The 25,762-nt window shown below is 59.6% G+C and carries 20 protein-coding genes and 1 riboswitch; of the genes, 9 read left to right on the top strand and 11 right to left on the bottom strand.

Annotated features, from left to right (window positions below; translation table 11 throughout):
* Nucleotides 1–50: 50 nt before the first annotated feature.
* The 5 genes from ABIE32_RS10060 to ABIE32_RS10040 form a co-directional block, all read right to left on the bottom strand.
* On the bottom strand, nt 51–983 hold the full coding sequence (locus tag ABIE32_RS10060) for a septal ring lytic transglycosylase RlpA family protein (RefSeq protein WP_429015687.1): 933 nt from the start codon (nt 981–983) through the stop codon (nt 51–53).
* 61 nt (nt 984–1,044) lie between these two features.
* Nucleotides 1,045–1,872 (bottom strand): methylenetetrahydrofolate reductase [NAD(P)H], encoded by an 828-nt coding sequence (gene metF / locus ABIE32_RS10055; protein WP_224150371.1) that lies wholly within the window; start codon nt 1,870–1,872, stop codon nt 1,045–1,047.
* A 35-nt stretch (nt 1,873–1,907) separates the two neighbouring features.
* Nucleotides 1,908–3,116: a TlyA family RNA methyltransferase gene (locus ABIE32_RS10050; RefSeq protein WP_429015684.1), complete on the bottom strand. Its 1,209-nt coding sequence runs from the start codon at nt 3,114–3,116 to the stop codon at nt 1,908–1,910.
* A gap of 156 nt (nt 3,117–3,272) precedes the next feature.
* Complete coding sequence (gene ahcY / locus ABIE32_RS10045) at nt 3,273–4,703, bottom strand: adenosylhomocysteinase (RefSeq protein WP_224150373.1); 1,431 nt, start codon at nt 4,701–4,703, stop codon at nt 3,273–3,275.
* Nucleotides 4,704–4,777: 74 nt separating this feature from the next.
* Nucleotides 4,778–4,856: riboswitch (S-adenosyl-L-homocysteine riboswitch) on the bottom strand.
* A 45-nt stretch (nt 4,857–4,901) separates the two neighbouring features.
* Entirely contained in the window at nt 4,902–5,306 is a 405-nt protein-coding gene (locus ABIE32_RS10040; RefSeq protein ID WP_429015681.1) for a helix-turn-helix domain-containing protein, read from the bottom strand.
* 66 nt (nt 5,307–5,372) lie between these two features.
* Between ABIE32_RS10040 and ABIE32_RS10035 the strand changes: the two genes are divergently transcribed.
* Nucleotides 5,373–5,888 (top strand): DUF2938 domain-containing protein, encoded by a 516-nt coding sequence (locus tag ABIE32_RS10035; protein WP_429015678.1) that lies wholly within the window; start codon nt 5,373–5,375, stop codon nt 5,886–5,888.
* A gap of 18 nt (nt 5,889–5,906) precedes the next feature.
* On the opposite strand, the gene ABIE32_RS10030 is transcribed toward ABIE32_RS10035, so the two are convergent.
* The 6 genes from ABIE32_RS10030 to kdpF form a co-directional block, all read right to left on the bottom strand.
* Nucleotides 5,907–6,617, bottom strand: a complete 711-nt coding sequence (locus ABIE32_RS10030) for a response regulator (RefSeq protein WP_429015677.1) — start codon at nt 6,615–6,617, stop codon at nt 5,907–5,909.
* A gap of 13 nt (nt 6,618–6,630) precedes the next feature.
* A complete protein-coding gene (locus ABIE32_RS10025) occupies nt 6,631–9,345 on the bottom strand; it encodes a DUF4118 domain-containing protein (RefSeq protein ID WP_429015675.1) in 2,715 nt (904 codons plus the stop codon).
* A 34-nt stretch (nt 9,346–9,379) separates the two neighbouring features.
* Nucleotides 9,380–11,482: a potassium-transporting ATPase subunit KdpB gene (gene kdpB / locus ABIE32_RS10020; protein ID WP_429015674.1), complete on the bottom strand. Its 2,103-nt coding sequence runs from the start codon at nt 11,480–11,482 to the stop codon at nt 9,380–9,382.
* A gap of 3 nt (nt 11,483–11,485) precedes the next feature.
* Entirely contained in the window at nt 11,486–12,181 is a 696-nt protein-coding gene (kdpC, locus tag ABIE32_RS10015) for a K(+)-transporting ATPase subunit C (RefSeq protein ID WP_429015672.1), read from the bottom strand.
* 147 nt (nt 12,182–12,328) lie between these two features.
* The gene (kdpA, locus tag ABIE32_RS10010) at nt 12,329–14,035 is read right to left on the bottom strand and encodes a potassium-transporting ATPase subunit KdpA (RefSeq protein WP_429015670.1); all 1,707 of its coding nucleotides are present in this window, start codon (nt 14,033–14,035) and stop codon (nt 12,329–12,331) included.
* 116 nt (nt 14,036–14,151) lie between these two features.
* Nucleotides 14,152–14,247 carry a K(+)-transporting ATPase subunit F gene (gene kdpF, locus ABIE32_RS10005; protein ID WP_429015668.1) on the bottom strand — a complete coding sequence of 32 codons (96 nt, stop codon included), beginning with the start codon at nt 14,245–14,247 and terminating at the stop codon, nt 14,152–14,154.
* Nucleotides 14,248–14,498: 251 nt separating this feature from the next.
* Between kdpF and ABIE32_RS10000 the strand changes: the two genes are divergently transcribed.
* The 8 genes from ABIE32_RS10000 (at nt 14,499) to ABIE32_RS09965 (ending at nt 25,658) form a co-directional block, all read left to right on the top strand.
* Entirely contained in the window at nt 14,499–15,509 is a 1,011-nt protein-coding gene (locus ABIE32_RS10000; protein ID WP_429015666.1) for an acyltransferase family protein, read from the top strand.
* A gap of 232 nt (nt 15,510–15,741) precedes the next feature.
* Nucleotides 15,742–17,370: a peptide chain release factor 3 gene (locus tag ABIE32_RS09995; RefSeq protein ID WP_429015664.1), complete on the top strand. Its 1,629-nt coding sequence runs from the start codon at nt 15,742–15,744 to the stop codon at nt 17,368–17,370.
* A 718-nt stretch (nt 17,371–18,088) separates the two neighbouring features.
* On the top strand, nt 18,089–20,203 hold the full coding sequence (locus tag ABIE32_RS09990; RefSeq protein WP_429015661.1) for a DUF7657 domain-containing protein: 2,115 nt from the start codon (nt 18,089–18,091) through the stop codon (nt 20,201–20,203).
* Nucleotides 20,204–20,267: 64 nt separating this feature from the next.
* Nucleotides 20,268–21,314 (top strand): acyltransferase family protein, encoded by a 1,047-nt coding sequence (locus ABIE32_RS09985; protein WP_429015659.1) that lies wholly within the window; start codon nt 20,268–20,270, stop codon nt 21,312–21,314.
* A gap of 141 nt (nt 21,315–21,455) precedes the next feature.
* On the top strand, nt 21,456–23,117 hold the full coding sequence (locus ABIE32_RS09980; RefSeq protein ID WP_429015657.1) for a hypothetical protein: 1,662 nt from the start codon (nt 21,456–21,458) through the stop codon (nt 23,115–23,117).
* A gap of 22 nt (nt 23,118–23,139) precedes the next feature.
* Nucleotides 23,140–24,111 carry a glycosyltransferase family 2 protein gene (locus ABIE32_RS09975; RefSeq protein ID WP_429015654.1) on the top strand — a complete coding sequence of 324 codons (972 nt, stop codon included), beginning with the start codon at nt 23,140–23,142 and terminating at the stop codon, nt 24,109–24,111.
* The gene (locus tag ABIE32_RS09970) at nt 24,108–24,518 is read left to right on the top strand and encodes a GtrA family protein (RefSeq protein WP_224150386.1); all 411 of its coding nucleotides are present in this window, start codon (nt 24,108–24,110) and stop codon (nt 24,516–24,518) included. The genes ABIE32_RS09975 and ABIE32_RS09970 overlap by 4 nt, the downstream gene beginning before the upstream one ends.
* Nucleotides 24,519–24,659: 141 nt before the next feature.
* Nucleotides 24,660–25,658, top strand: a complete 999-nt coding sequence (locus ABIE32_RS09965; RefSeq protein WP_429015652.1) for an acyltransferase family protein — start codon at nt 24,660–24,662, stop codon at nt 25,656–25,658.
* Nucleotides 25,659–25,762 lie beyond the last annotated feature (104 nt).

The following is a 25,762-nucleotide window of genomic DNA, read 5'->3' as shown; positions in this document are numbered from 1 at the left end:
GTCAAATACCGCACCAGCTATTGACAGCTGTGCGCTGATTGCTATTATTTTTAGCGGCGCTTTTGTGCCGCCGTCTTGGCGGGCACGGGTTTGCTGGCCCTGGCGGGAACGGTTGCCTTCACGCGGCCCGTGTTTCTGTCTCGCGCCACGGTGGATTTGCCCTGCCCCGTGTGGCGCGCAGGCGCGGCCAGACGCCCGCCATTGCGGCCACCGGCCGTTACAAAGGATGGGCAGCGTTCTGCATCATCGTCCAGCGTCCACAGCTCCACCGGCTTGATACCCAGCCCGAGCATGCCCAACTCCTGCGCAGCCCCCTGGCTGAGATCGATGATGCGATCGCCCGAGTAGGGGCCGCGGTCGTTGACACGCACCACTACCGTTTTGCCGGTGACCATGCTGCGCACGCAGATCTGCGTGCCAAACGGCAGGGTTTTGTGGGCTGCGGTGAAACCTTCCTTGTCAAACCGCTCGCCATTGGCGGTTTTGCGTCCGTGAAACTGGCCGCCATACCAGGAGGCCATGCCCTGCTGGTCACTGGAGCGGTAGGGGTCCTGCTTCAAGGTGTCTGGAATATCGGGAACATCCCAGCGCCGCGAACGGCTGTCGCTGCTGCCCAACTGCCCTGACGGCGGCAGCGCCAGACCCAAGCCGCGTCGTTCGTCAAAAAGGCCGGCAGAGCGATCCCCTGCGCTGTCGGGCGCCGGAGAGGCCGCAACGGCCTCGACGCCCGGGCTAGATGTATCGGCAGGTTTGGCCGTATCCGGCAGAGCGGGCGGTGCAGGACTTGCCGACGCAGAAGATGCCGGAGCGGTTGCGTCCGCAGTCGCCTGCTGTGTTGCAGCAGATGCGGTATCGGCCGCAGCTTGTGTGTTGCCATCACCATCCACCGGCGCGTGCACGCAGCCATTGACCAACAGCGCCGCGCCCATGGCGGCCAGCAGGCGGCGGCAGGTGGGCGGAATGGATGGTAACAATGGTGGCAACGGCAACTCCCTCGGCATGCAGCGCTTGTAGCCACTGCGCTGCGGGCCGAGGCAGTGGCGCTTACAGCCCCAGGCGGTCGCAGATCGCCAGTGTGGCGGCGCTTTGGTTCATCGTGTAAAAGTGCAGCCCTACCGCTCCTCTGCGGCGCAGGTCTTCGCACATCTGAGCCACCACATCCAGCCCGAAGGAGCGGATGCTGGCAACATCATCGCCAAAGCCTTGCAGACGCAGACGGATCCAGCGGGGGATTTCTGCGCCACAGGCATCGGAAAAACGCATCAGCTGCGTCGATCCGGTGATCGGCATAATACCCGGGATGACCGGAACGTCGACACCGCGTTTTTGTAAATCTTCTTGAAATCTGCAAAACGCATCGGCATTGAAAAAGTACTGCGTGATGGCCGAATCAGCACCCGCTTTCACCTTGGTGATGAAGGCCTGCAGGTCGGCCTCAGGGCTGCGCGACTGCGGATGCATTTCCGGATAGGCCGCCACTTCGATGTAGAAATCCTTGCCGAATTCCTGTCTGATAAATGCCACCAGATCGCTGGCATAGTGAAACTCGCCGCCCAGGCCATAGCCGCTGGGCAGGTCGCCGCGCAATGCCACCAGGCGCTTAACGCCCATGTCCTTGAGCTGCTGCAACTGCTCGCGCACGCTGGCCTTGGTGGCACCCACGCAGGAGAAGTGCGATGCGGCATCCACGCCTTCTTCCAGGATCGCCTTGACCACGCCGAAAGTGCCTTCCTGCGTGGAGCCACCTGCACCGTAGGTGACGGAGCAGAACTGTGGCTTTCGTGCATACAGCTCCTGGCGCACGCCGCGCAGCTTCTGCGCGCCCTCGGGCGTCTTGGGCGGGAAAAATTCAAAGCTGATGGGGAATGTCATGGCCGTCCTGCTCTTGGTCTCATTGGTATGGTTGATCAGCGCTCGTTGCGCTTCTTCTGCTTGGAACGCGCGGGGCCGGGCTGGCCAAAACTGGCCACCTCGGGGTCCTCGTACAGCTCCTGTTTCTCACGCTTGGCACGCATGTCAGCACGTGACGGGCGTTTTGCTGCCTTCTTGACCGCCGGCTTGGACTCACCCGTCTCCGCCGCATCGGTACTGGTATCAGCATCTGCTGGCGCCTTGATCTGTGCGCCTTGCTGGGCATGCACAAAAAATTCGTGGTTGCCATCACCGCCTTCAATGGGCGAATCCAGCCACTGCCTGACCGTGAGGCCCTGGTCCGTGAGGCAGTCGCGGATGCGCTGCTCGACCTCGGCATACAAGGCCTTGTCGCGCACAATGCCACCCTTGCCGATCTGGCCGGGCTGCAACTCGAACTGAGGCTTGACCAGCATCAACAACTGGCCGTGGGGTTTGAGCACGCGCGCCACAGCGGGCAGCACCAGCGTGAGCGAAATGAACGACACATCGCCAGTCACCACGTCGAAAGCGGGCGTGATGTCCACATTTTCGGTACCCGGCCTGCGGCGGCGCTCCACAGGCATTGTTCCCTCAAGCCGTGCCCGCGCCTTGGCGCTGCGCTCGGCCTTGAAGTTTTCTATCTCCTGCTCCTTGGCGTCGTCACTGTCGTCGTAGTCGTCGCTCACCTGGCCGCCATTGCGCATCCATGCATAGGGTGCCACGGGCTGGGTGTCGTTGTCCTCTTCCTCTTCGACGATTTCGCAGAGGGCTTCATCACACGCCGCCTGCAGTGATTCCGGAGTCAGCGAACGGGCATTGAAACCTTCGACGCAGACCACGCGTGCGTCGCTACGCAGCCGCTCATGCAACTGACCTTGCCCTACATCAATGCCGATGACCTGGGCAGCGCCTGCCTGCAGCAGGCAGTCGGTAAAGCCACCGGTGCTCTGGCCCACATCAAGACAGCGCAGGTCTTTGACCGCAATGCCGGTGGCTGCCAGCGCGCCTTCAAGCTTGAGGCCACCGCGCGAGATGTACTTGGCTTCCGATGCATCCAGCAATTGCACTTCAGCGCCCGCAGGAATCTCGTCGCCATTCTTGGCAACCTTGATCCATGGCGCCAGCACCGTGGTGCGCCACTGCACGCCAGACGCAATCAATCGCTGCGCCTGCGAGCGCGTTGATGCGAGGCCCGCATCCACCAAAAACACATCAGCGCGCATGCGCAATCCTCTCTCATTTTGATAGCCATTGGCGCATACTCAAAGCCAATCATGGATAGATTTCATCTACAACCAGCTCTAAACAAGCGCCAACAGCTATGATTTTTGCACCGTCTTTCTCTTTATTTAAAAGAGCGGTGCGACGCAGCCTGAAGCTCAATAGCGGTAAGTTTCAGGCTTGTAAGGGCCTTCCTTCTTCACGCCGATATAGGAAGCCTGGTCATCGGTCAGCTCGGTCAGCATCGCGCCCACCTTCTTGAGGTGCAGGCGTGCCACCTTTTCGTCCAGAATCTTGGGCAGCACGTAGACCTTGCCCACTTCATAGGCCTCGGGCTTGGTGAACAGCTCGATCTGGGCGATGGTCTGGTTCGCGAACGAAGACGACATCACAAAGCTGGGGTGGCCCGTGGCGCAGCCCAGGTTCACCAGCCGGCCCTTGGCCAGCAGGGTGATCTTCTTGCCATCGGGGAAGGTGATCTGGTCGACCTGTGGCTTGACTTCTTCCCACTGGTACTTCTCGATCGAGGCAACGTCGATTTCGTTGTCGAAGTGACCGATGTTGCAGACGATGGCCTGATCCTTCATCGCAACCATGTGCTCGTGGCGGATGATGTCCTTGTTGCCGGTGGTGGTCACAAAGATGTCGGCCTTGTCAGCGGCGTATTCCATGGTCACGACCTTGTAGCCTTCCATGGCGGCTTGCAGGGCGTTGATCGGGTCGATCTCGGTCACCCACACCTGTGCAGAGAGCGCACGCAGCGCCTGGGCCGAGCCCTTGCCCACATCGCCATAGCCAGCCACGCAGGCCACCTTGCCGGCAATCATCACGTCGGTGGCACGCTTGATGCCGTCCACCAGCGATTCACGGCAGCCGTACAGGTTGTCGAACTTGGACTTGGTCACCGAATCGTTCACATTGATCGCGCGGAACAGCAAGGTGCCCTTGGCCGACATTTCGTTCAAACGGTGCACGCCGGTGGTGGTTTCCTCGGTCACGCCCATGATCTGGGCCGACTTGCGGCTGTACCAGGAGGCATCGACAGCCAGCTTGGCCTTGATGGCGGCAAAAACGATCTTTTCTTCTTCGCTCGTGGGGTTGGCCAGCACGGACAGGTCCTTCTCGGCCTTCTTGCCCAGGTGCATCAGCATGGTGGCATCGCCGCCATCGTCCAGGATCATGTTCGGGCCTTCGCCTTCAGCGCCCTTGTCGCCGAATTCAAAGATGGCGTGGGTGTAATCCCAGTAGTCCTTGAGCGATTCGCCCTTGATGGCGAAGACGGGCGTGCCGGTCGCGGCAATGGCGGCAGCGGCGTGGTCCTGCGTGGAGAAGATGTTGCACGAAGCCCAGCGCACATCGGCGCCCAGTGCCTTGAGCGTTTCGATCAGCACGGCGGTCTGGATCGTCATGTGCAGCGAGCCGGTGATGCGGGCGCCCTTGAGGGGCTGGGCCGCAGCGAACTCTTCGCGGATGGCCATCAGGCCAGGCATTTCGGTTTCGGCGATCTTGATTTCCTTGCGGCCCCAATCGGCCAGGGAAATGTCGGCAATCGCGGAATCAGCGGGGTTGAAACGAACAGCAGCGTTCATGGTTTTCTCCAAAAAATGAATGAAAAACCACGTTCTACGGCAGAAGGAGATACACCATCTCACCGCACAGAAAGCGTGGGTGAGCGTCGTTGCGATAGGGGATCCGAGCCTCACGCCCCGCCTGATGGGGACGCTGCAACGCTCCTCGGATAGCGCGCCATTATAAACGCCGCCGCATCTTCTGCGCTGCAGCAGGTCTCAAGCCCGTTTGGGAGCCGGGCGGGAAGCCGCAAGCAGAATCCGCTGAAATTTCGGGCAATCCATATGGCGAGGCGCGGGGCACTGGGCGGCATGGCGCAGGCCTTCGCGCAGCGTGGTCAGCCGGCGTATGGAGCGGTCCAGCTCATCGGCCTTGCTGGCAAGCGCCTGCCGGTCCACTTCCAGCGCGCCGTCGTCACCGAACATCTGCCGAATTTCGGCCAGCGAGAAACCCGCCGTGCGGCCCAGCGCAATCATGGCCAGTTGCTGCAGCACCTGGGGCTGGTACTGGCGGCGCAGGCCATGCCGCGCGCAGGAGGAAATCAGGCCCTGGGCCTCGTAGTAACGCAGGGTGGCAGCGGTAAGACCCGAGCGACGCGCCACCTCGCCGATATCGATGAGCATGCGTGGTTGACTTGAAGTTGACTTCAATTTGCATAGTGGGTGTTTTCTTCCAACAAGGCAAGCCATATGCACATTGACAACCCTGTTCCCCTCTCGCATATCCTGGCCCAGACCCTGGCAGTGGGCCTGGGCGCCACCGCCATCACCGACCTCTGGGCCCTGCTGCGCAAGCGCCTGTTCGGCACCCCTGCACTCAATTACGCGCTGGTCGGACGCTGGCTGCTCTATCTGCCCGAGAGTCGCCCCGCACAAGTGCCGATCCCCGCTGCCAAACCCAGGGCACACGAGGCCGCCGTGGGTTGGACCGTGCATTACCTCATCGGCCTGGTGTTTGCCCTGACCCTTGTGGCCCTGGAGGGTATGGCATGGCTGAGCGCACCCACCTTGTGGCCTGCACTGGCTTTTGGTGTGGCAACCGTGGTGTTTCCATTCTTCATCATGCAGCCGGGCATGGGCATGGGTGTGGCGGCCAGCCGCGCGCCCCGGCCCTGGATTGCACGCTTGCACAGCATCGTCACCCATGCCGTCTTTGGCCTTGGCATGTATGCGACGGCCATGGCGCTGCAAAAAATGATGGGTTAAACGGGTTCTGAAGCGGCTCTAAGCCGCCGCCAGCCCCACGAGGCGGTAACCCACCTGCAACTCCGTCTGCAGGTGCCGGGGCTGGGCCGGGTCGGCCTCGACCTTCTGGCGCAGGTTGGCCATGTGCACGCGCAGGTAATGGGGCCTATCCAGGTATTCCGGACCCCACACCTGCAGCAGCAGTTGGCGGTGCGTCAGCACGCGGCCCTGGCCCGCGATCAGTGCAGCCAGCAGTCGGAACTCGATGGGCGTGAGGTGCACGACCTCCGATCCCCGGCTGACTTCGTGCGTGGCCAGATCGACCGTCACCTCGCCAAAGCGTGCGCGGCTGGAAGGCGCTGTGTCGGCAGGCATCTGCTGGCGGCGGCGCAGCAGCACGCGCAGCCGCGCGAGCAGTTCCGGCACACCGAAGGGTTTGGTCAGGTAGTCATCAGCGCCGGCGTCGAGGGCGGCTACCTTTTCCTCTTCGCGGTCCCGGGCCGACAGCACCAGCACCGGCAGAGGGCTCCAGCTGCGCAGTTCGGCAATCACACTCTTGCCATCGGCATCGGGCAGGCCCAGGTCCAAGACCACCACATCGGGCTGACGGCTCGCGGCCTCGATCAGGCCACGCCGTGCCGTCTCTGCCTCGAACACCTGCCAGCCTTCGTCCTCCAGGGCCAGGCGGATAAAGCGGCGTATGGCCAGGTCATCTTCAATCAATAGTACGCGGTGGGCTGCAACAGTCATGAGAAAAGCCGTTTCAATCGTCCAAAGCCGGTTGCTCGGGCACGGGCAGGTGGACGGCGAAGATCGTACCCTGCCCAGGGCCGACGGAAGTGGCTTCCAGGCGCCCGCCATGCGCTTGGACAATGCGCTGTGCCAGCGTGAGACCCAGGCCCATGCCGGAGACGGAGGATTCCACCACCCCGCGTGTGAACGGCTCAAACAACAGTGCCGCATCCAGGTGTGCTGGCAGTCCTGGCCCATCATCCTGTAGCGTAAGAAGACAATGATCGATGCCCTGTGCATCCTGCTCCACATGGCAGGCCAGCGTCAGTGTCGTGCCGGGCGGCGTGTATTTGGCAGCGTTGTCCAGCAGGTTGACCAGCACACGTTCCATCAGCACCGCATCCACATGGAGCAGCGGCAGGCCTGCTGGCAGATCGGTGCGCACCACATGCCCGGCCAGACGGCCGTGCATCTGCCGCAGCGCACTGCCCACCAGCTCTTCGGCGGGCAGCCATTCGCGCTTGAGATGCACGCCGCCCTGCTGCATGCGCGCCATGGTCAGCAGGTTATCCACCAGTTGCTGCAATGCCTCGGCCTGGTTGCGAATCTGCATCAGCATGTCTGCCGCCGCACCCGGTGGCACCCGTGGCAGGGCGGCTTGGGCTGCGCCCAGAATACCGGTCAGTGGCGTACGCAGATCGTGCGACACCGCTGAGAGCAAGGTGTTGCGCAGCCGCTCTCCTTCCATGGCCACCTGGGTCTCCTGCGCCACCTCGACGAAGTGCACGCGTTCGAGCGCCAGTGCAATCTGGCTCGCACAGGCATCCAGCAGGCGGCGCTCTTCCGGCACATGAAGCCGCTGCGGCCTGCGCAGGTGCAGCACCAGTACACCGCGCGCGCGCACCGGCGCCATCAGCGGCACATACAGCGCGGGCGATGCGGGCAGGGTGTCAGTGCCCTGCCCCGCAGGCTGACCGTGCTCCATGCTCCAGCGCGCAATGCTGGCATCCATGGGGCCTTCGCTACCGGCAACGGCATGCAGGCTTTCCTGCGCATCGGGCAATTGCAGACCTGTCTGCGCATCGAACACGCCCGATACCGTGGTGAGCGCAATCTGCGCCACTTGCTCCTGCGTGAGCGCGCCTGACAGGTCGCGCGCCAACCGGGCCAGCGCCCCGGCACGCCGCTCCCGCTCTGCCGCCACACGCGCCTCGTGGCGCAACCGCGCCATGAGCTGGCCGCAGACCAGGGCCACGCCCAGCATCAGGCAGAAGGTGAAGATGTACTGCGTGTCATTGACGCTGAACGAATTGCGCGGCGGCACAAAGTAGAAATCAAACAGCAGCACCGACAGCAGCGCAGCCCAGGCACCCGGCCCCCGCCCCCAGCGCAAGGACGACAGCACCACCACCAGCAGGAAGAGCATGACCACGTTGGCCGGGTCGAACACCTGCAGCAGCAGCTCTGCCACCACGGCGGCGGCCACGCAGGCCAGGGTGGCTCCGGCGTAACCGAGCCATGCCATCGGCTTGCGCTCATGCACGGGCTTGCGCACGGCGCTCCCGTTCTTGGGGACAGGCGGAGACAGCACCAGCACGTCCAGCCCCGGGTCCAGCCGCGCAATCTGCTCGGGCAGGCTGGCCGCTGCCCACGGCAGCCAGCGGGAGACGCGGCGCTGTACGCGTGCGAGCACTAGATGGCTGGCATTGCGCTCATGGGCAAAGGCCACCAGCGCCTGGGCCACATCGGCGCCGGGGATCGTGGCCGTGTCGGCGCCCAGGCGCGCGGCCAGCGCCAATGTTTTGAGCACACCCTCCTGCGCGCGGCGCGGCCGGTGCTGGCGCTCGGGAGCATCCACATAGACCACCATCCAGTCGGCTTCCAGCCGCCGCGCCAGCCGCGCTACCTGACGCACCAGCGCATCATCGCCCGCATGGCCGCCCACACCGACAAGCAATCGCTCACGGGCGGGCCAGACTTCACCGATGGCGCGCTCGCGCCGGTAGTCGCGCATGTCCTCGTCAACACGGTCGGCCGTGCGCCGCAACGCCAGCTCACGCAGGGCCAGCAGATTGCCCAGACGAAAGAAGTTGTGCGAGGCGCGCTCGGCCTGCTCCAGCGGGTAGACCTTGCCTGCCTTGAGGCGCTTGAGCAGCTCCTCGGGCGGAATGTCGACGACGATCACCTCATCGGCATTGTCAAAAACCTGGTCGGGCACAGTCTCATGCACCTTGATGCCTACGATGCCGCCCACCACATCGTTGAGGCTTTCCAGGTGCTGCACGTTGAGCGTGGTCCAGACATCGATGCCTGCGGCGAGTAGCTCCTCCACATCCTGGCAACGCTTGGGATGGCGTGCCCCCGGCACATTGCTGTGCGCCAGCTCGTCGAGCAGCAGCACCTCGGGGTGGCGCAGCAGCGCGGCGTCAAGATCGAACTCGGTCAATTGCCGCCCCTGGTAGGGCAGATGGCGGCGCGGCAATTGCTCCAGACCGTGCAATTGCTGTTCTGTCTCGGCCCTTCCATGCGTTTCCACGAGGCCCACCAGGATGGAACGGCCCGCATGCCGCTCGCGCTGCGCAGCCGCCAGCATGGCATAGGTCTTTCCCACACCGGCATTGGAGCCAAAGTAGATGCGCAGCTTTCCGCGTGCAGCCTGCTGCTGCTCGGCATGCAGCTGCGCCACCAGCGCGTCCGGGTCTGGACGCGCTGGTGGCGCCGGAGTATTGTTGGTGCTTACCGCCATCGTCTTGGCATTGTCGGTGTTTTCAGCGCCAGGCTCATACCAGCCCCAGAGCCGTCAGCAGCATATCGATGATCTTGATGCCCACGAACGGCACGATCAGCCCGCCCACCCCGTAGACCAGCATGTTCCGTCGCAGCAGCACCGCCGCCCCCACGGCTTGGTAGCGCACACCGCGCAGGGCCAGCGGCACCAGGGCAATGATGATCAGGGCATTGAAGATCACCGCACTCAGGATGGCCGAGTCGGCGCTGTGCAGTTGCATCACATTGAGGGACGCCAATTGGGGGTAAGTGCCCACGAAAGCCGCCGGAATGATGGCGAAATACTTGGCCACGTCGTTGGCAATGCTGAAGGTGGTGAGCGCGCCGCGCGTCATCAGCATCTGCTTGCCGGTTTCCACCACCTCGATGAGCTTGGTGGGGTTGCTGTCCAGATCCACCATGTTGCCAGCTTCCTTGGCAGCCTGCGTGCCGCTGTTCATGGCGACTGCCACATCGGCCTGCGCCAGGGCTGGCGCATCGTTGGTGCCGTCGCCCGTCATGGCCACAAGGCGGCCAGCCGCCTGGTGCGAGCGGATCAGACGCAGCTTGTCCTCGGGCCGGGCCTCGGCCAGGTAGTCATCCACGCCCGCCTCGGCGGCAATGGCGGCCGCGGTAAGCGGGTTGTCGCCCGTCACCATCACCGTCTGGATGCCCATGCGGCGCAGTTCGGCAAAACGCTCGCGCATGCCGGGCTTGACGATGTCCTTGAGCTCGATGACGCCCAGCACACGGGCGCCATCGGCCACCACCAGCGGTGTGCTGCCCTTGCGCGACACATTGTCCACCGCCTGCTGCACACCGGCAGGCAGGCTGCCGCCCAGAGCCTCCACGTGCTGCCGCACCGCATCAAAGGCGCCCTTGCGCAGTTGGCGCGCACCTTCTGGCGTGGAAAGATCCACGCCGCTCATGCGCGTCTGCGCGGTAAAGGGCACAAATTCGGCTGCAAGGTCCTGGGCGTTGCGTTCGGCAACGCCATGGCGCTCCCGGGCCAAAGCCACAACACTGCGGCCTTCGGGGGTTTCATCGGCTATCGATGCCAGTTGCGCGGCTTCAGCCAACTGCTGCACCGACACACCCGGCGCAGGCAAGAATTCACTCGCCTGGCGGTTCCCCAAGGTGATGGTGCCGGTCTTGTCCAGCAGCAGCACATCCACATCGCCTGCAGCCTCCACGGCACGGCCCGAAGTGGCGATCACATTGGCCTGCATCATGCGGCTCATGCCGGCAACGCCAATGGCCGACAGCAGCCCGCCAATGGTGGTAGGAATCAGGCAAACCAGCAATGCCACCAGCACAGCCATGCCAACCACCGTGCCTGAACCCGCCTGCGCCACGGCAAAGGCCGAGAACGGCCACAGCGTGACGATCACCAGCAGGAAGACCAGAGTCAGACCCACGAGCAGAATGGTCAGCGCCAGTTCATTGGGTGTCTTCTGGCGCTTGGCCGATTCGACCATGGAGATCATGCGATCCAGGAAGGATTCACCAGGGTTGACCGTGATTTCCGCCACCAGCCAGTCCGACAGCACGCGTGTGCCACCCGTTACCGATGAAAAGTCACCGCCCGCCTCGCGGATCACGGGTGCCGATTCACCAGTAATCGCGCTTTCATCCACCGAGGCAACGCCTTCGATCACCGTGCCATCCAGAGCGATGGTGTCTCCGGCCTCCACCAGAATCACTGCGCCCTTGCGCAGCTCGCTCGCCCGTACCGGAATCCATGCACTGCCGAAATGTGGCTGCTGCAGCACCTTGGCCACGGTATCGCGTTTCATGCTGCGCAAGCTGGCCGCCTGGGCGCGGCTGCGGCCTTCGGCCAGCGCCTCGGCAAAGTTGGCGAACAGCACCGTGAACCATAGCCACAGCGCAATCGCCAACGCAAAACCGGCGCCTTCGCCGCCTGCAGCGGAGCCGGGCTCACGCAGATTCTGCACCCACAGCAGCGTGGTCAAGATGGCGCCCAGATAGACCACGAACATCACCGGATTGGCCCATTGCGTGCGCGGCGATAGCTTGCGCATCGCATCGAACAGGGCATCGCGCACCAGGCGTGGCTCGAACAGGCTCGTGCCTGCTTTCACTTTAAGGCTGCTCATGGCTCACTCCTTTGCAGCAGGTTGCTGTGTATCCAGCGCCATATTGAGGCGCAGCACATTGACGCGTGGCTCGCCCAGCAGGCCAAAGGTACGCCCCTGCGTGCTCTGCGCAATCAACTGCCGCACCTGTTCTTGGTTCAGCTTGCGCGCCTGCGCCACACGCGGCAACTGCAGCAAGGCATTGGCCACGGAGATGTGCGGATCCAGACCCGACGCCGAAGCCGTGACCGCGTCCACGGGCACCACCGCATCGGTGGCCAAGGCGTTATCGGTGCGGTACTGCACTACGCGGGCAGCCACTGTCTCGGCCAGTTCCTTGTGGGTACCTCCCTGGTTGCTGCCACTTGACTGTGCGGCGTTATAGGGCGCAGCGATGCTGGCGCCCTCCTTGTCGGGGTCCGGCGCCACCGTGGCGCTGGGCCTTCCGTGGAAATAGTTGGCACCCGCAAACTGCTGGCCGATGAGGGCCGAACCCAGCACCTGGCCATTGCGCTCGATCAGGCTGCCATTGGCTGCATACGGCAGCAGAGCCTGAGCCACGCCGGTTGTCGCCAGCGGATAGACAATGCCGCCGACCAGCATGACGGCCACGGCGGCGCGTACGCTGCTGGCTACCAGACGCCCCCAGGAAGCCGGAGACGATTCGGTATCCGTAGCCGATGCTACGGATACGGAGAGGGAAAGAGAAGACGATTTCATAGTGTTGCTCCCAGCGGAGATATCAGTGCGCCCTGGCAACGCCCCAGGCTCTGAGACCGGCATTCCCCAAGTGTGGGCAGCCGGACAAGGGCCGCCCCGCAGCAAGAGCTGGGGAAGGCGCGAAGCGACTCAGGGGGTGTGCATGCATCAGGGATAGAGGTGCCCCACCAGCATTTGCAGGTGCTCCACGACAGGCCCCAGCGCCAGCGCTGGCAAAAAGGTGAGCCCGCCCACCACCAGCACCACAAACACCAGCAACCCCAAGAAGAGCGGCGATGCCGTGGGAAAGGTGCCAGGCCCCGCAGGCACTGTGGTTTTGGCCGCCATGCTGCCGGCCACCGCCAGCATGGGCAGCAGCGTGAGAAAACGCCCCACGATCATGGCCAGACCCAGCGTGGTGTTGAAGAACGGCGTATTGGCATTCAACCCCGCGAAAGCCGAGCCGTTGTTGGCTGTAGCCGAAGCATAGGCATACAGAATTTCCGAGAAACCGTGCGGGCCACGGTTGTTCAGACTGTCGGATGCGCCAGGCCACAGCATGGCCAGCGCCGTGAATCCCAGAATGCTGGCCGGATGCGCCAGCACCGAGAGCATGACCAGTTTGATCTCGCGCACCTCGATCTTCTTGCCCAGAAACTCCGGCGTGCGGCCGATCATCATGCCGGCCAGGAAAACCGTGAGGATGGCGTATTGAATCAGGTTGATCAGTCCCACCCCGTCGCCCCCGAACACGCAGTTGAGCATCATCAGCGCCAGCGGCGTGATGGCACCCAGGGGCGTGAGCGAATCGTGCATGGCATTGACCGAGCCTGTAGTGGCGGCTGTGGTGGTGGTCACGAACAGCGCGGTGTCGGCAATGCCAAAGCGCAATTCCTTGCCCTCCATATTGCCGCCTGGCTGCGCAAGGCTCCACTGCTGGTCGGCCCCGGCGCGTGCCAGCAGGCTGCTGCCTTGCTGCTCGGCCATGAACACCAGGCTCAGAAAACCTACGAACATCACCATGCAGGCGCCATACAGCACCCAACCCTGGCGGCGGCGCAGCAGCATGGAGCCGAATGCATAGGTCATGCTCGCGGGAATCAGCAGCATGGCCAGGATGTGCAGCATATTGGTGAGCGGCGTCGGATTCTCGAACGGATGCGCAGCATTCGCGTTGAAGAAACCGCCGCCGTTGGTTCCCAGATGCTTAATGCTCTCCAGGCTTGCGACGGGGCCCGTCAGCAGTTGCTGGCGCGCGCCTTCGAGCGTGCTTGCCCAGGTCTCGGTGTGCAGCGTCTGCGGAATGCCCTGCCACACATAGACCAGTGCCAGCACAAAGGAGAGCGGCAGGAGCACGCGCCAGAACACGCGTACGTAGTCCACCCAGTAGTTACCCACATCCTTGCTGCTGGAACGGGCCAAGCCGCGCACAAAGCCTGCGCCTGCAGCCACACCCGTGGTCGCCCCCGCAAACATCAGAAAGGTGATGACCGCCATCTGCGTGGCATTAGAGAGGCTGCTCTCCCCCCCATAGGCTTGCCAGTTGGTGTTGGTGATGAACGAAGCAGCGGTATTGAATGCCAGATCAGGTGTTTGGGCCGCGAACTGCAGCGGATTGAGCGGCAGCCAGCCTTGCAGCCGCAGCACCAGATAGCCCAGCAGCATCATGGCCGCATTGGACAGCAACAGGGCCGCGCCATAACGCTGCCATCCCATCTGCTCGCCGGGGTTCACGCCCAACGCGCGGTAACTGAGCCGCTCCAGCCAGGTGTGGTGGTCGCTGGTAAAACACCGCGCCAACCACTGGCCCGTGGGGACGACCAGCACCGTCAGAACCGCGAGTACTGCGGCAAATTCCATCCAGGGTAACCACATGGTGTGCTCCCTGTCAGATGCGCGTCAGCGCGCGCAAAAAGCCCAACAGTCCCGCAAAGCAGGCGAACGTCAGGCTAACAAAGATCAGATCTTGCAGCATTTGCATGGTGGTCCCTTCAGAATTTTTCGGGGCGCAGCAGCGCGTAGCCGAGATAGGCAAAGAGCCCGCCAGCGGCAAGTACCGCCAATACTTCCACCCAGTGGTAAGGCATTTCCATTTCCTCCTGCCCCGCCCGAGCGCTCAATGTGCGCAGACGAAGCCATACAACGACGCTGGCCCAACGCCAACGCTGGAAGAAATGTAAAAATATGCGCATCAAGCGCGTGTAGAGAATGGGGCAGGTGGTATCAAGATCGCATCAAGATGGGTGCAGGAACATGCACCAGCAACCGACTGATTAGCGCCATCAGCTATGAAAGGTATAGTGGCGCAGCGTTTTTCCCCTTTGGCATCTCTTTTTCCATGGCATCCACTTCGCACCGCGGCAACTCGTTCGACATCCTCCGGATTTGCGCAGCGCTGGCCGTGATCGTCTGCCACCACTACTACATCAGTGACCACGAGGGCCCCAGTTGGATGAATGTCGGCATGATCGGCGGCGTGGCCGTGATGACCTTCTTCACCATCAGTGGCTATCTGGTCACCACCAGCTGGCTGCGCGAACCACACCTGGTGAAGTTCTCCGCCAAGCGCCTCCTGCGCCTGTGGCCGGGCATGCTGGCCGCAGTGGTGCTGAACATCTTTGTATTTGGCCTGCTGTTCACCAATCTGCCGGCCAGGGAGTTCCTCAGCCATGGCCAGACGCTGGAGTACTTCAGGAACCTGTTGATGTACCGCGCCTACGTCAACCTGCCCGGCGTGTTCATGAACAACCCCCTGGACACACTGATGAACGGGCCGCTGTGGACCATCCCCATGGAAACGATGTGCTACGCCGCGCTGGCCGCGGCCGGCGTGGTGGGTGTTTTTCGCAAGCGCTGGATTGCAACCTTTGCCCTACTGGGCTACATCCTGGTGTTCATCGTGGGCTACAACGCCGATTTCTGGGGCGTGATGATGCACTGGTACGAGTACCCGGCCTATTTTGCCTGTGGCGCGCTGATTGCACTGCACCGCGATCGATTCCTGCCCCATGCCGCCGCCATCACCTTCGGCCTCATTCCGATTGCGCTGTTCTTCTGGCTCACCGGGCTGCAGCACACATCCGGTCTACTGGTGCTGCCAGCGCTGCTCATCTACCTGGGGAGCACGACATCGGTTTTTTCGGGATGGGTCAGCCGCCTGGGCGATCCCTCCTACGGCGTCTACCTCTCGGGCTGTCCCATCGCACAGGCCGTGTATGCCCTGTGGCCGTCGATGAACTTCTATGCCAGCATGGCACTGTCCTGCGTGCTGTCGATGCTGCTGGGCTATCTGTTGTGGCACTGGATTGAAGCGCCTGCGCTGCGCCTGAAGCGCTTTCTGTCCCAGTGAACGCTTCGCCTCAGCCATCTGCACCCCCACTCCCACGCGCCCAGCGTGTCACGCCATGGCGGTGCACCGAATCGCAGGCGCTTCGCTACAAACGCCCTGATTTCCTGCGTAAAGCAGCCCCTTTGGGCAAAGATTCTGCCATCCGCTAAAATTGCCCCAGTTTCAGCCAGCGCCTGCTGGCTTTGTTTTTTGCAGTCCTGCACGGACCTGCCTCCCCATTCGTACTGCTACTGTGTCCTACGCTCCCGAAACCCGCCGCCGCCGCACCTTCGCCATCATCTCCCACCCGGACGCTGGTAAGACCACCTTGACCGAAAAGCTGCTGCTGTTCTCGGGTGCGATCCAGATCGCGGGTGCCGTCAAGGGCCGCAAGGCCAGCCGCCATGCCACATCCGACTGGATGGAAATCGAAAAGCAGCGCGGCATCTCGGTGGCCTCATCGGTGATGCAGATGAGCTACCGCGACCATGTGATCAATCTGCTCGACACCCCTGGTCACAAGGACTTCTCGGAAGACACCTACCGCGTGTTGACGGCCGTGGACTCCGCACTGATGGTGATTGATGCTGCCAACGGTGTGGAAGCACAAACCCGGCGCCTCATCGAAGTCTGCCGCCAGCGTGACACGCCCATCATCACCTTCGTCAACAAGATGGACCGCGAAGTGCGTGATCCGCTGGACATCATGGACGAGGTGGAGCGCGAGCTGGGTATGCCCTGCTGCCCCATCACCTGGCCCGTGGGCCAGGGCAAAAGCTTTGGCGGCATCATCAACCTGCGCTCGCAGAGCATGACGGTGTTTGCCGCGGGCAGCGAAAAGCGCCCGCAGGATTTCGAAGTGATCCCGCTGTCGGATACCGACAAGCTGCGCGCCCGCTTCGGCAAAGCCTTCGACGATGCGCTCGAATCCATGGAACTGGCCGTGGGTGCCTCTGCCGAATGGGACCATGAAGCCTTCCTGGCAGGCAAACTCACCCCCGTGTTCTTTGGCTCGGGTGTGAACAACTTCGGGGTGATGGAAGTGCTGGATGCCGTGGTCGACATGTCGCCCCCACCCGGCCCACGCGTAGCCTTTACCGAAGTGAACCGCAATCGCGAAGAGCGCACCATCCACCCAGAAGACAAAAGCTTCTCAGGCGTGGTGTTCAAGGTGCAGGCCAATATGGACGCCAACCACCGTGACCGTATCGCCTTCGTGCGCGTGGCCTCGGGCAAATACACACCGGGCATGAAGATGAAGGTGCAGCGCACCGGCAAGGAACTGCGCCCCACATCGGTCGTCACCTTCATGTCCCAGCGCCGCGAAGCAGTCGATGAGGCCTACGCAGGCGACATCATCGGCTTTACCATCCATGGCGGCGTACAACTGGGCGACTCCATCACCGACGGCCCCAGCCTGCAGTTCACGGGCCTGCCTTTCTTCGCGCCTGAAATGTTCATGACCGTGGTGCTGAAGAACCCGCTGCGCACCAAGCAGTTGCAGCAAGGCCTGATGCAATTGGGCGAAGAAGGCGCCATCCAGGTGTTCAAACCCGATGTCGGCGGCAACATGCTGCTGGGCGCCGTGGGTCAGTTGCAGTTTGAAGTGGTGCAGCACCGCCTGAAGACCGAATACGACTGCGACGTGCGCCTGGAAGGTTGCCAGTACACCGGCGCACGCTGGATCACGGCCGATTCGCCAGCAGAACTGCGCGAGTTTGAAAACGCCTACCCCATGCGCCTAGCCCACGACGCAGCCGACACCCTGGCCTATCTGTGCACCAGCCCGTATGACGTGCGCCTGGCCCAGGAACGCTTCCCCAAGATCCATTTCCATCCGCTGCGGGAGCATGCGGGGTTGGAATTGCAGGCCAACGGATAGCACCTTCGCCCAGAGGTGGCGCCATCGGCCACCAAGAGCCAATGGCGGGGGCCCAGTACTCCAGATCACGGCACCTTACCTGCCGTTGCCTCACGGGCAGACTGCCAAAGGCGCATGTCCTGGGCCCTGACTTCACCCAGGCACAGTTACTGTGCCCTGTTTCCATGACCTGTGGGCAGCACAGTCATACGCGATAGCCATCGCAGCCTGCACTACCCCAACGGTGGTCCGTACGAATTTTTCAGGGTATGGCACCCACTCTCTCAGGCAACTATCGTGCATCGTATTGGGAACAATCCTTCTGCCTGCCGCTCAAAAGGCCGCAGAAGGGACGAAACGATCACGGTTCACCCTCCTCCACTTGGTACGTTTGCACATGAAGTGCTGGTTGCGGCTTCGCCTTCCCCAGAGCAGCGATTCACGTTATCCAAAAAATATCTAAAATCAAAGATTTTTTAAATCAATCTTGAAGATACGTTGTACCATCCGCTCTGCACCACTCCAAGCATGGCGTTGGATAAAGTAGCAGCAACTCACAAACTCCCTTCGCATCCGCTCGACAGGAGACCTCCGAAGCCTTCATCATGCAAGGTATTCGAGTCAATTAGACAAGAACCTTGGGAAATAGGCAGATCATTGGCTGGATTTTCGGCCAAGGTCAGCCCCTGTAGAGCCGAAAGGCGCTCTTGGTCACAGAAATAAATTCACTGAGTGATTAATGAAAAAAATAAGTTGGCGGACGCTTTTTTTCTCTTTTTGGCTGATCATTGGTGCAGTGTATGTGAGCCATAGTTGGTCTCCCTCCTCTTATGCCTACGCGCTCAGCAATCACTATGGCTACCAGGACATCAGCCCCACGCTAGGAAAGCCGCGATCGATTCGCGCGGATGAGTGGGCGGTCGTAACGCCTCTGACGCAAGCAACAGTACGCAACCATTTCGAGCGCTATAACAAGACATCGCTATACGAAGAAGATCTGCGCATCAATTATGGTTTACCTATCGCTGATTGGGGCATTGCCTTTAAGCCCACAATGTGGCTGTATGGACTGATAAATCCAGCCTATGCCTATTCATTTCACTGGTTTGCTATCTTTGCACTCTTCATTAGTGGCTACGCATTCCTTTTCAAGAAATTTGGTGCCAGCGATGCGGTCGCAGCCATGCTTTCTTTCGGCCTGTACTTCACCGGATTTAGTCAATTTTGGTGGAATGAGAAAGGTCCATTGCTTGCAATTTTTCCGTGGACCATTATTCCATTCCTTCTGAATATTAGATTATCATTGCAACTGATATGGTTTTATTATGCAGCTGTCTTCTGGCTACTGACTAATTTTTATCCACCAATACAGATCTCACTCGCATTTGTCGGCCTAGTTGTATTGATTGCCAAGCAGCCACACATCTTCAGACCACGAAAACTGGTATGGGTGCTAATTGCCGCAGCACTTGCTGCGGGAACTGCAGCCCTGTATCTCTACGATTACCTTTCTGCTACGAGCAGCACCATATACCCAGGCAGCCGCCATTCAATGGGTGGTGGAGTCCCCGTCAGGTTCATCGCTTCATGGTTTCTCCCTGCCATCAATTTCAGCTGGGTTTATAACAGCCTGATTGGAATCAATATCTGCGAGATCGGAACGGTTGGCATGTATTACTATGCGACTGTGCTCTTCTTTCTGAACTATGAAAACTATGGACAATTGTGGAGTGATGCTTCGAAGCGAAGAGCTTTTATCACATTATTGGGAGGTCTTGTTATTCAGCTGATCTGGATAACCATACCCATTCCATACCAATTTGGAAAAATACTGCTTTGGGACCATGTTGAGCCAGCAAGAATGCAATATGCCAGTGGTGTACTTTTAACCTTGATTTTCTTATATACAGCAAACACCATCGGCTTGAAATTTTCACTGAAACGTCTTGCGTTGCTTTCCGCTTCCATTCTGGCCGGATGGGCCGTTTTCAAATATCCTTTTGGTGCAAAAAAAATGGAAGACCTTCTTTTTGTTTTTGTACTGATTGCCATATACATTGTCGCAAGAAAGAAAGCAATACTTCATCACGAATCCATTGCCCTTGCCTCATTGGTTTTTGGCGTCATCATTTTTGGTCGATTCAATCCGCTGCAATCTGCTTGGCCAATCTTCAACCTTCAACCGAATGAAATTGTAAAATACCTGCAAGAGCAAGAAACCAAGAATAACAACATACTTGTTTTTCCTCATCTCCATGGAGCAACTGCCAACGGCTTGGGTTTTCGCTCATTGAGCCACACGACTGCAGTGCCTCAAATGGCATTCTGGAGAAAAAATTTCCCAGAATTGAGTTCCGATGAATTGAATCACGCATTCAATCGCTACTCGCATATCATGCCGGATTTGATACCATCTCCCTTTTCTCAACAGCCCGATGCGGTTCAGGTTCCCATTGATCGTTTTACAAAAGTGGACCATGCGATTGCCGCCAGTGGTTATCCTGACAACATCAAGAAAACAGGTGGATTCAGTATTGAAAAACAATACCCCAGAGCGTTGCTCATCAGCGGATGGGGCGCCTGGGAAAGCGCGCCAGAGTTCCATGCAATTGAAATAATATCCCAACCTCAGATCACAGGGAAAGCAGAAGTCACCCCTATAATTCGGCCTGACCTGCCGCGCAACACCAGTGGGGCAATTCCTTCATTAAATGGATTCAAGCTATTGATTCCAACCCTCGACAAGAAACCCTTTGATTGCCTTTCACTGATTGCATTAGATAGAAAAACCCAGGTTCGCACCTTGCTCGAAAATCCGAACAATCTTCCGTCTTGCAAAGCTGCAACACCTTGATTTTATGAGAATACAGATTCTAAAAGTCAATTTTAAAAATCCATATTATAAATTCCAAGCCTAAATGCAAGAAATTAAAAATCCAAGAGAGACATACCTCGTCAATATGGATATGCTGCGGGCGCTCGCTGTGATCGGAGTTGTCGCGCATCACACGAAGGCCGTAACGGGCTTCAATATTCCTTTTATTGGCGACTATGGCGGGCTGTTGGGTGTAGAGCTTTTTTTCATCATCAGCGGATTCTTGATTACTGACAGTGCTTGCAGAAGTGATCTAAAAAAATACGCCATCCATCGCCTATTCAGAATTTTCCCTGCATACTGGCTCACATACTTGCTGCTCGCAATACCTGCGGGAATTTTTCTGAAGCCCAATCAGGATTGGCTTGCACTCCTTCTGAATATCATCAACTTTCAACAACTCTCACCCAAGGCATTGATTGAATATGACGTTCTGCATGTCTCTTGGACCTTGACGGTTGAATTGATCTGGTACTTTATTGCACCAATATTCATACTTGGCAAAGGGCGCTGGGCTCTTTGGTGGCTGATTGCCAGCATTCTGATATCCACATCATGGAGCTATCTCGCAGCACACGGTTATTTCAATGCATGGTTTGCCAATGGATTTACGTCGTTGAGAAATCCGGCGGATCCGGGTCAGGTGGGGATCATCATCAACAATGCATTTCCCGCACAGATGTTCTTCTTCATACTTGGTGGGTGCATCTATTTTTATCGTGACTTCTTCTTTCGCATCAATGAAACCCTCATCAATGCAACCATCGTAGCATTCATTCTTTTGATCGGTGTTTACCAGGGTAAGCTGCCGTCACCTATATTCTTGACGGGTCTCGGCCTTGGTGCTTTGCTGATCAAGGTGCTGCGTGCGCCGCCTACGAAAGATAAGATTCTCCCCCGTCTTGGAAAAATATCTTACTCTGTCTATCTGATTCATTTTCCGGTCATTATATTTTTTGTTCAAAAATTCAATGCATCGTTGGGAAATTTCTCGATTGCCCTAGCATATCTGACCATATTTATATTCTCTAATATAATTTATGAGGTGATCGAGAGAAAATTTATCACTGTTGGCCGAAAACTCGCTTAGAAGCCAATTCCTGTTCCAAGTCGTCTTGTGAGTCGCGCAACGCTGATGTCAATCGTTGAAAGCCTTCATCCCTCTCCCTTTGCTGTCAGCAAGACAGCCTGGATGCGCTCGCCTCTTTCTTATTGGGGATGGATCGCACTCGTGAGTGCATTGTCCCTCTGGCTACGCATGGCCTTTCCAATACTGGCCGTGGGCTGGGCCGCGCATGATGATCTGCTGTTTGTGCGCCTTGCGGCTGAAATCGGAATGGGCCACTGGCTGGGCAACTACAACGAGCTCACGCATGCCAAAGGGGTCGGCTATCCCCTTTTCCTATTGCTCAATCATGCAACCTCTCTGCCTTTGAAGTTCTCGGAACACGCCTTGTATCTGGGATCGGCGGCATTTTTTGCACATACCGCTGGGCAGATGTTGCGCTCACGACCTTTTGCATTGGTGCTGTTTGCCGTGATGGCCTTCCAGCCAGCAGCATGGCTGGAGCAATCGGGAGGCCGTGTGATGCGCGAGGGCATCTATGTCTCGCAAACCTTGCTGCTGCTGACCCTGGGCCTGCGCTGCTGGGTGCTTGCTGCGACACAGGCCTTGCCAGCCGTGCAATTGCGTGCGCAATGGCATCCACTGCTCGCCATGGGGCTGGTCGGCGGATGGTTCTGGCTGACTCGGGAAGAAGGTGTATGGCTTCTGCCCGCGCTGGCATTGCTGCTGGCCTATTGGCTGTGGATGCAGCGCCACGTGCTGCTGCGCCAGTGGCGGCCTGCACTGGCCTTTGCTGCACTACCCATTGTGGTGGCCACGGTGATGGTCGGCGCAGTCAATACGACCAACTATGCGGTCTACGGAGTGTTCCGCAACAACGATTTCCGCTCGAGCGATTTTCTGGGGGGCTATGGGGCGCTCACCCGCATTCGCCACGATCATTGGCAGCGTTATGTCCCCTTTCCCAAGGATGCCCGCGAGCGCGCCTATGCCATGAGTGCGGCTGCACGTGAGTTGAAGCCCTATTTCGAGGGTGATGGAGGCGAATTCTGGCGCCAAGGAGGCTGCGCACAGACCCAAACTTCCCCTTGCCCTGAAATTCTATCGGGCTGGTTCATGTGGGCGTTGCGCCGCGCCGTAGCCACCACAGGACACTACCAAAGCGCGGGAGAAGCACAGTCTTTCTACCGCAGGCTGGCCGCAGAAATCGACGCCGGCTGTCGCCAGCGTCCCGGCGACTGCCTCCCGCCGCGAGCCACCATGGTGCCACCGTGGCATGAGGGTTATGCACTCGATGCCATCAAGGCTTCCGGGCAGGTCTTCTGGACGCTTGCAACCCTGGACCACGCAACGCTCAGGGCCTATCACAGCGTGGGTCAGCCACTGCATCTGAGATTGTTCGAGGTCGTGACCAACGGCCCGATCGCCCCCATGGCCGACCCGCCGCCACTGGAAGTAGACCTGACATCGCCGCGCGATACATTGCGACTCCAGCTTGCTCAATGGATCGCAACCGCCATGAGCAAGGCGTCGGCAGTAGCACTGCCATTGGCTTTTGCCTTGTGGTTTCTGTGGACGGTGGTATTGCTTGTCAAAAGGCGCATGCCCGATGTCACCTGGATGCTGGCTGCCAGCCTGGCCGCCGCTCTGGCAACCCGGATCGCATTGCTTGGCTTTCTGGAGGCAACATCGATCCCGAGCAACTACATCCTCTACCTGTACCCGGCAGTACCTCTGTCCCTCGCGTTTCCGGTCGTGGTGCTCTGGAGCGTTGCCCAGCGCCTCAAGAGTCGCAGAAACAGCGGGCACAATGCAGCAACTGCCTGAATGATTGAGAAGAATCCTGAAAATGAGTGCACAACAACCAGTCCAGCTCTATCGCAACCAGCGCATTGCCGTCATCCTCCCCTGCCACAATGAGGAGTTGACGGTGCGCCCGGTGGTCGAGGGCTTTCGCGAGGCCTTGCCCGAAGCGGAAATCTACATCTTCAACAATCTCTCTACTGATCGAACCGCTGAGTTGGCCATTGAAGTCGGCGCGCATTTACGCAACGTCAATCTCAAGGGCAAGGGCAATGTGGTGCGACGCATGTTTGCCGATGTGGAAGCCGATGTGTATGTAATGGCCGACGGCGATGCGACCTACCATGCCCCCTCGGCGCGCATCCTGATCGACCAATTGATCGACCAGCAGCTGGACATGGTTGTGGGCGCACGCGTGGAAGCCGAGCCGGAACCGGGTGATAAGGGCGAGACCTACCGGCCGGGCCATCGTTGGGGCAACAAGCTGCTGACGGGCACCGTGCAGAAAATCTTTGGTGGGAGCTTTCGCGACATGCTCTCTGGCTACCGGGTGTTTTCACGGCGCTATGTCAAATCGTTTCCCGCGCATTCACACGGCTTCGAGATCGAGACAGAACTGAATGTGCATGCCCTGGAGTTGCGCATGCCCTGTACCGAGGTCGATACGCCTTATGGCGCAAGGCCCGAGGGATCCGCGAGCAAACTGTCAACGTACCGCGATGGCTGGCGCATTCTCAAGACAATCGGTCGACTTGTTGTGAGCGAAAAGCCGCTGCAGTTCTTTGGCTTGCTGGGTGCAGCGCTGGCCCTGTTGGCGGTGATGCTGGCTGCGCCCATCCTGATCGAGTATGGCCATACCGGATTTGTCCGCCGCTTTCCAACCCTGGGCCTGGTAACCGCCTTGGTGGTGTGTGGTGGCATCTCGTTTGTCACAGGGCTGATTCTGCAGGCCATCACACTGGCCCGCCGGGAGGCCAAGCAATTTGCCTACCTGGCAAGCACGGCAGCTGGAAAGTGAAGCCACTCGGAATCAGCCGCTCGTTTCTCTGGTTTCTGGTTGCGGGCGGATTGGCTTTTCTGGTGGATGCGGGCGTGCTGACCCTGCTGCGTGACGTATTGGGGGTCTATGCCGCGCGCGCCATATCATTCTGGCTGGCGGCCACCACCACATGGCTGATCAACCGAAATATTTCGTTTGCCGGCCGCAATGCGTCTGGCGGACTGGGAGCCGAGTATCTTCGCTACCTGGGGCTGATGCTTGGTGGCGGTACAGTGAACCTTGGCGTCTACTCGCTGCTGGCCTGGCTGCTGCCGCAAGGCCCATGGTGGCTCATGCTGTACGTGGCTGCAGGCACCGTAGCGGGCATGGCGGTCAATTATCTGGGCCTGAGCCGGCTGCTGTACCGCAAGCGGCGGGCAGACTAGCTCCATGGCAATGGGTGGTCGACCACTGCATGGGCTGCGGCGTGTACCGCAGCCGCTCATACCGGCAACAGGGATTGATGGCCATGGCCTGCTACCCCACAAGACAACAGACCGTATCCGTCCAAAGAATGCATGAAACAAATGGATTTGCGCCCAGCCAACAACTTTGATGCCCTGCGGCTGTTTGCCGCATTGTCCGTGCTTTACAGCCATCAATTTCCTCTTACAGCGACAACGCCTCCTGCGTGGATGAACGTGGCCATGATTGGAGGTGCCGCAGTGATGGCCTTTTTCGTCATCAGTGGTTATCTGGTCACCTTGAGCTGGTGGGCACAGCCACGGCTGTTGCCGTTTGCAGCCAAACGTGTCCTGCGTATCTGGCCTGCATTGACAGCGGTGGTCCTGCTCGCGCTGTTCGTACTGGGCCCCGTGTTTACCAAGGTCCCATTGCATGATTACTGGCAGAGCCCCATGACCTGGGACTATCTGCGCAACATCGCACTGCAGATACGCTTCAGCCTGCCCGGCGTTTTTACCGATCATCCGCTGCCCAACGCCGTCAACGGCTCCCTATGGACCATCCCCATCGAGGTCAGTTGCTATGCAATGCTGGCTGCTGCCGGACTACTGGGCTTGCTGCGCTCGCGGCGCATATGGGCCTTGCTCTGCGTGGCCTATTTGGTCTGGTTTCTCACGACCATGACGATGGACCTGACGGGGGCCATGAACCACTATTGGGAATTTCCTGCCTATTTCGTCTTTGGCTCCCTGATAGCCGCATTCAACAAGCAATTTCTGCAGCATCGTGCAGTGTTTGCAGTTGCTGCATCAGTCTGTGCACTTGTGGCATACGCTCTTGGGTTTTCATATTCGGCGCTTTTGCTTTTCATGCCTGCCACACTGCTGGCGGTTGGCACCGCATCATGGCCCATACTGTCTCAGGCCGGCCGGCTTGGCGATGTATCGTACGGGGTGTATCTATATGCATTCCCGATTCAGCAGTGCGTGCGTGCATTGGCCCCAGGCCTCGGTTTCACCACCAGCCTGGTGGTGGTCGTTGCGCTCACGCTCGCGGCAGGGTGGCTCTCCTGGCGTCTGGTGGAGGCCCCTGCTTTGCGCCTAAAAACCTATCTGCGATGATGGCCCCTCCTACCGAACAGCAAGGCCCCTCAATGCCCTTCTGTGCCGTATTCCCCCGCAGTTGACGCTGCCCACTGGCAGAATTCGACCAAAAACAACCCTCG

Source organism: Comamonas sp. 4034, from assembly GCF_050434545.1.
In the GTDB taxonomy this organism is placed as follows: Bacteria; Pseudomonadota; Gammaproteobacteria; order Burkholderiales; family Burkholderiaceae_C; genus Comamonas; species Comamonas odontotermitis.
The sequence above is the reverse complement of the archived record's forward strand: the minus strand, read 5'-3'. Positions and strand labels throughout refer to the sequence as shown.

Coding starts and splice junctions, on each gene's coding strand:
- metF (WP_224150371.1), bottom strand. CDS start 1,872: ATGACATTCCCCATCAGCTTTGAATTTTTCCCGCCCAAGACGCCCGAG.
- ABIE32_RS10050 (WP_429015684.1), bottom strand. CDS start 3,116: ATGCGCGCTGATGTGTTTTTGGTGGATGCGGGCCTCGCATCAACGCGC.
- ahcY (WP_224150373.1), bottom strand. CDS start 4,703: ATGAACGCTGCTGTTCGTTTCAACCCCGCTGATTCCGCGATTGCCGAC.
- ABIE32_RS10040 (WP_429015681.1), bottom strand. CDS start 5,306: ATGCTCATCGATATCGGCGAGGTGGCGCGTCGCTCGGGTCTTACCGCT.
- ABIE32_RS10035 (WP_429015678.1), top strand. CDS start 5,373: ATGCACATTGACAACCCTGTTCCCCTCTCGCATATCCTGGCCCAGACC.
- ABIE32_RS10030 (WP_429015677.1), bottom strand. CDS start 6,617: ATGACTGTTGCAGCCCACCGCGTACTATTGATTGAAGATGACCTGGCC.
- ABIE32_RS10025 (WP_429015675.1), bottom strand. CDS start 9,345: ATGGCGGTAAGCACCAACAATACTCCGGCGCCACCAGCGCGTCCAGAC.
- kdpB (WP_429015674.1), bottom strand. CDS start 11,482: ATGAGCAGCCTTAAAGTGAAAGCAGGCACGAGCCTGTTCGAGCCACGC.
- kdpC (WP_429015672.1), bottom strand. CDS start 12,181: ATGAAATCGTCTTCTCTTTCCCTCTCCGTATCCGTAGCATCGGCTACG.
- kdpA (WP_429015670.1), bottom strand. CDS start 14,035: ATGTGGTTACCCTGGATGGAATTTGCCGCAGTACTCGCGGTTCTGACG.
- kdpF (WP_429015668.1), bottom strand. CDS start 14,247: ATGCCTTACCACTGGGTGGAAGTATTGGCGGTACTTGCCGCTGGCGGG.
- ABIE32_RS10000 (WP_429015666.1), top strand. CDS start 14,499: ATGGCATCCACTTCGCACCGCGGCAACTCGTTCGACATCCTCCGGATT.
- ABIE32_RS09990 (WP_429015661.1), top strand. CDS start 18,089: ATGAAAAAAATAAGTTGGCGGACGCTTTTTTTCTCTTTTTGGCTGATC.
- ABIE32_RS09985 (WP_429015659.1), top strand. CDS start 20,268: ATGCAAGAAATTAAAAATCCAAGAGAGACATACCTCGTCAATATGGAT.
- ABIE32_RS09975 (WP_429015654.1), top strand. CDS start 23,140: ATGAGTGCACAACAACCAGTCCAGCTCTATCGCAACCAGCGCATTGCC.
- ABIE32_RS09965 (WP_429015652.1), top strand. CDS start 24,660: ATGGATTTGCGCCCAGCCAACAACTTTGATGCCCTGCGGCTGTTTGCC.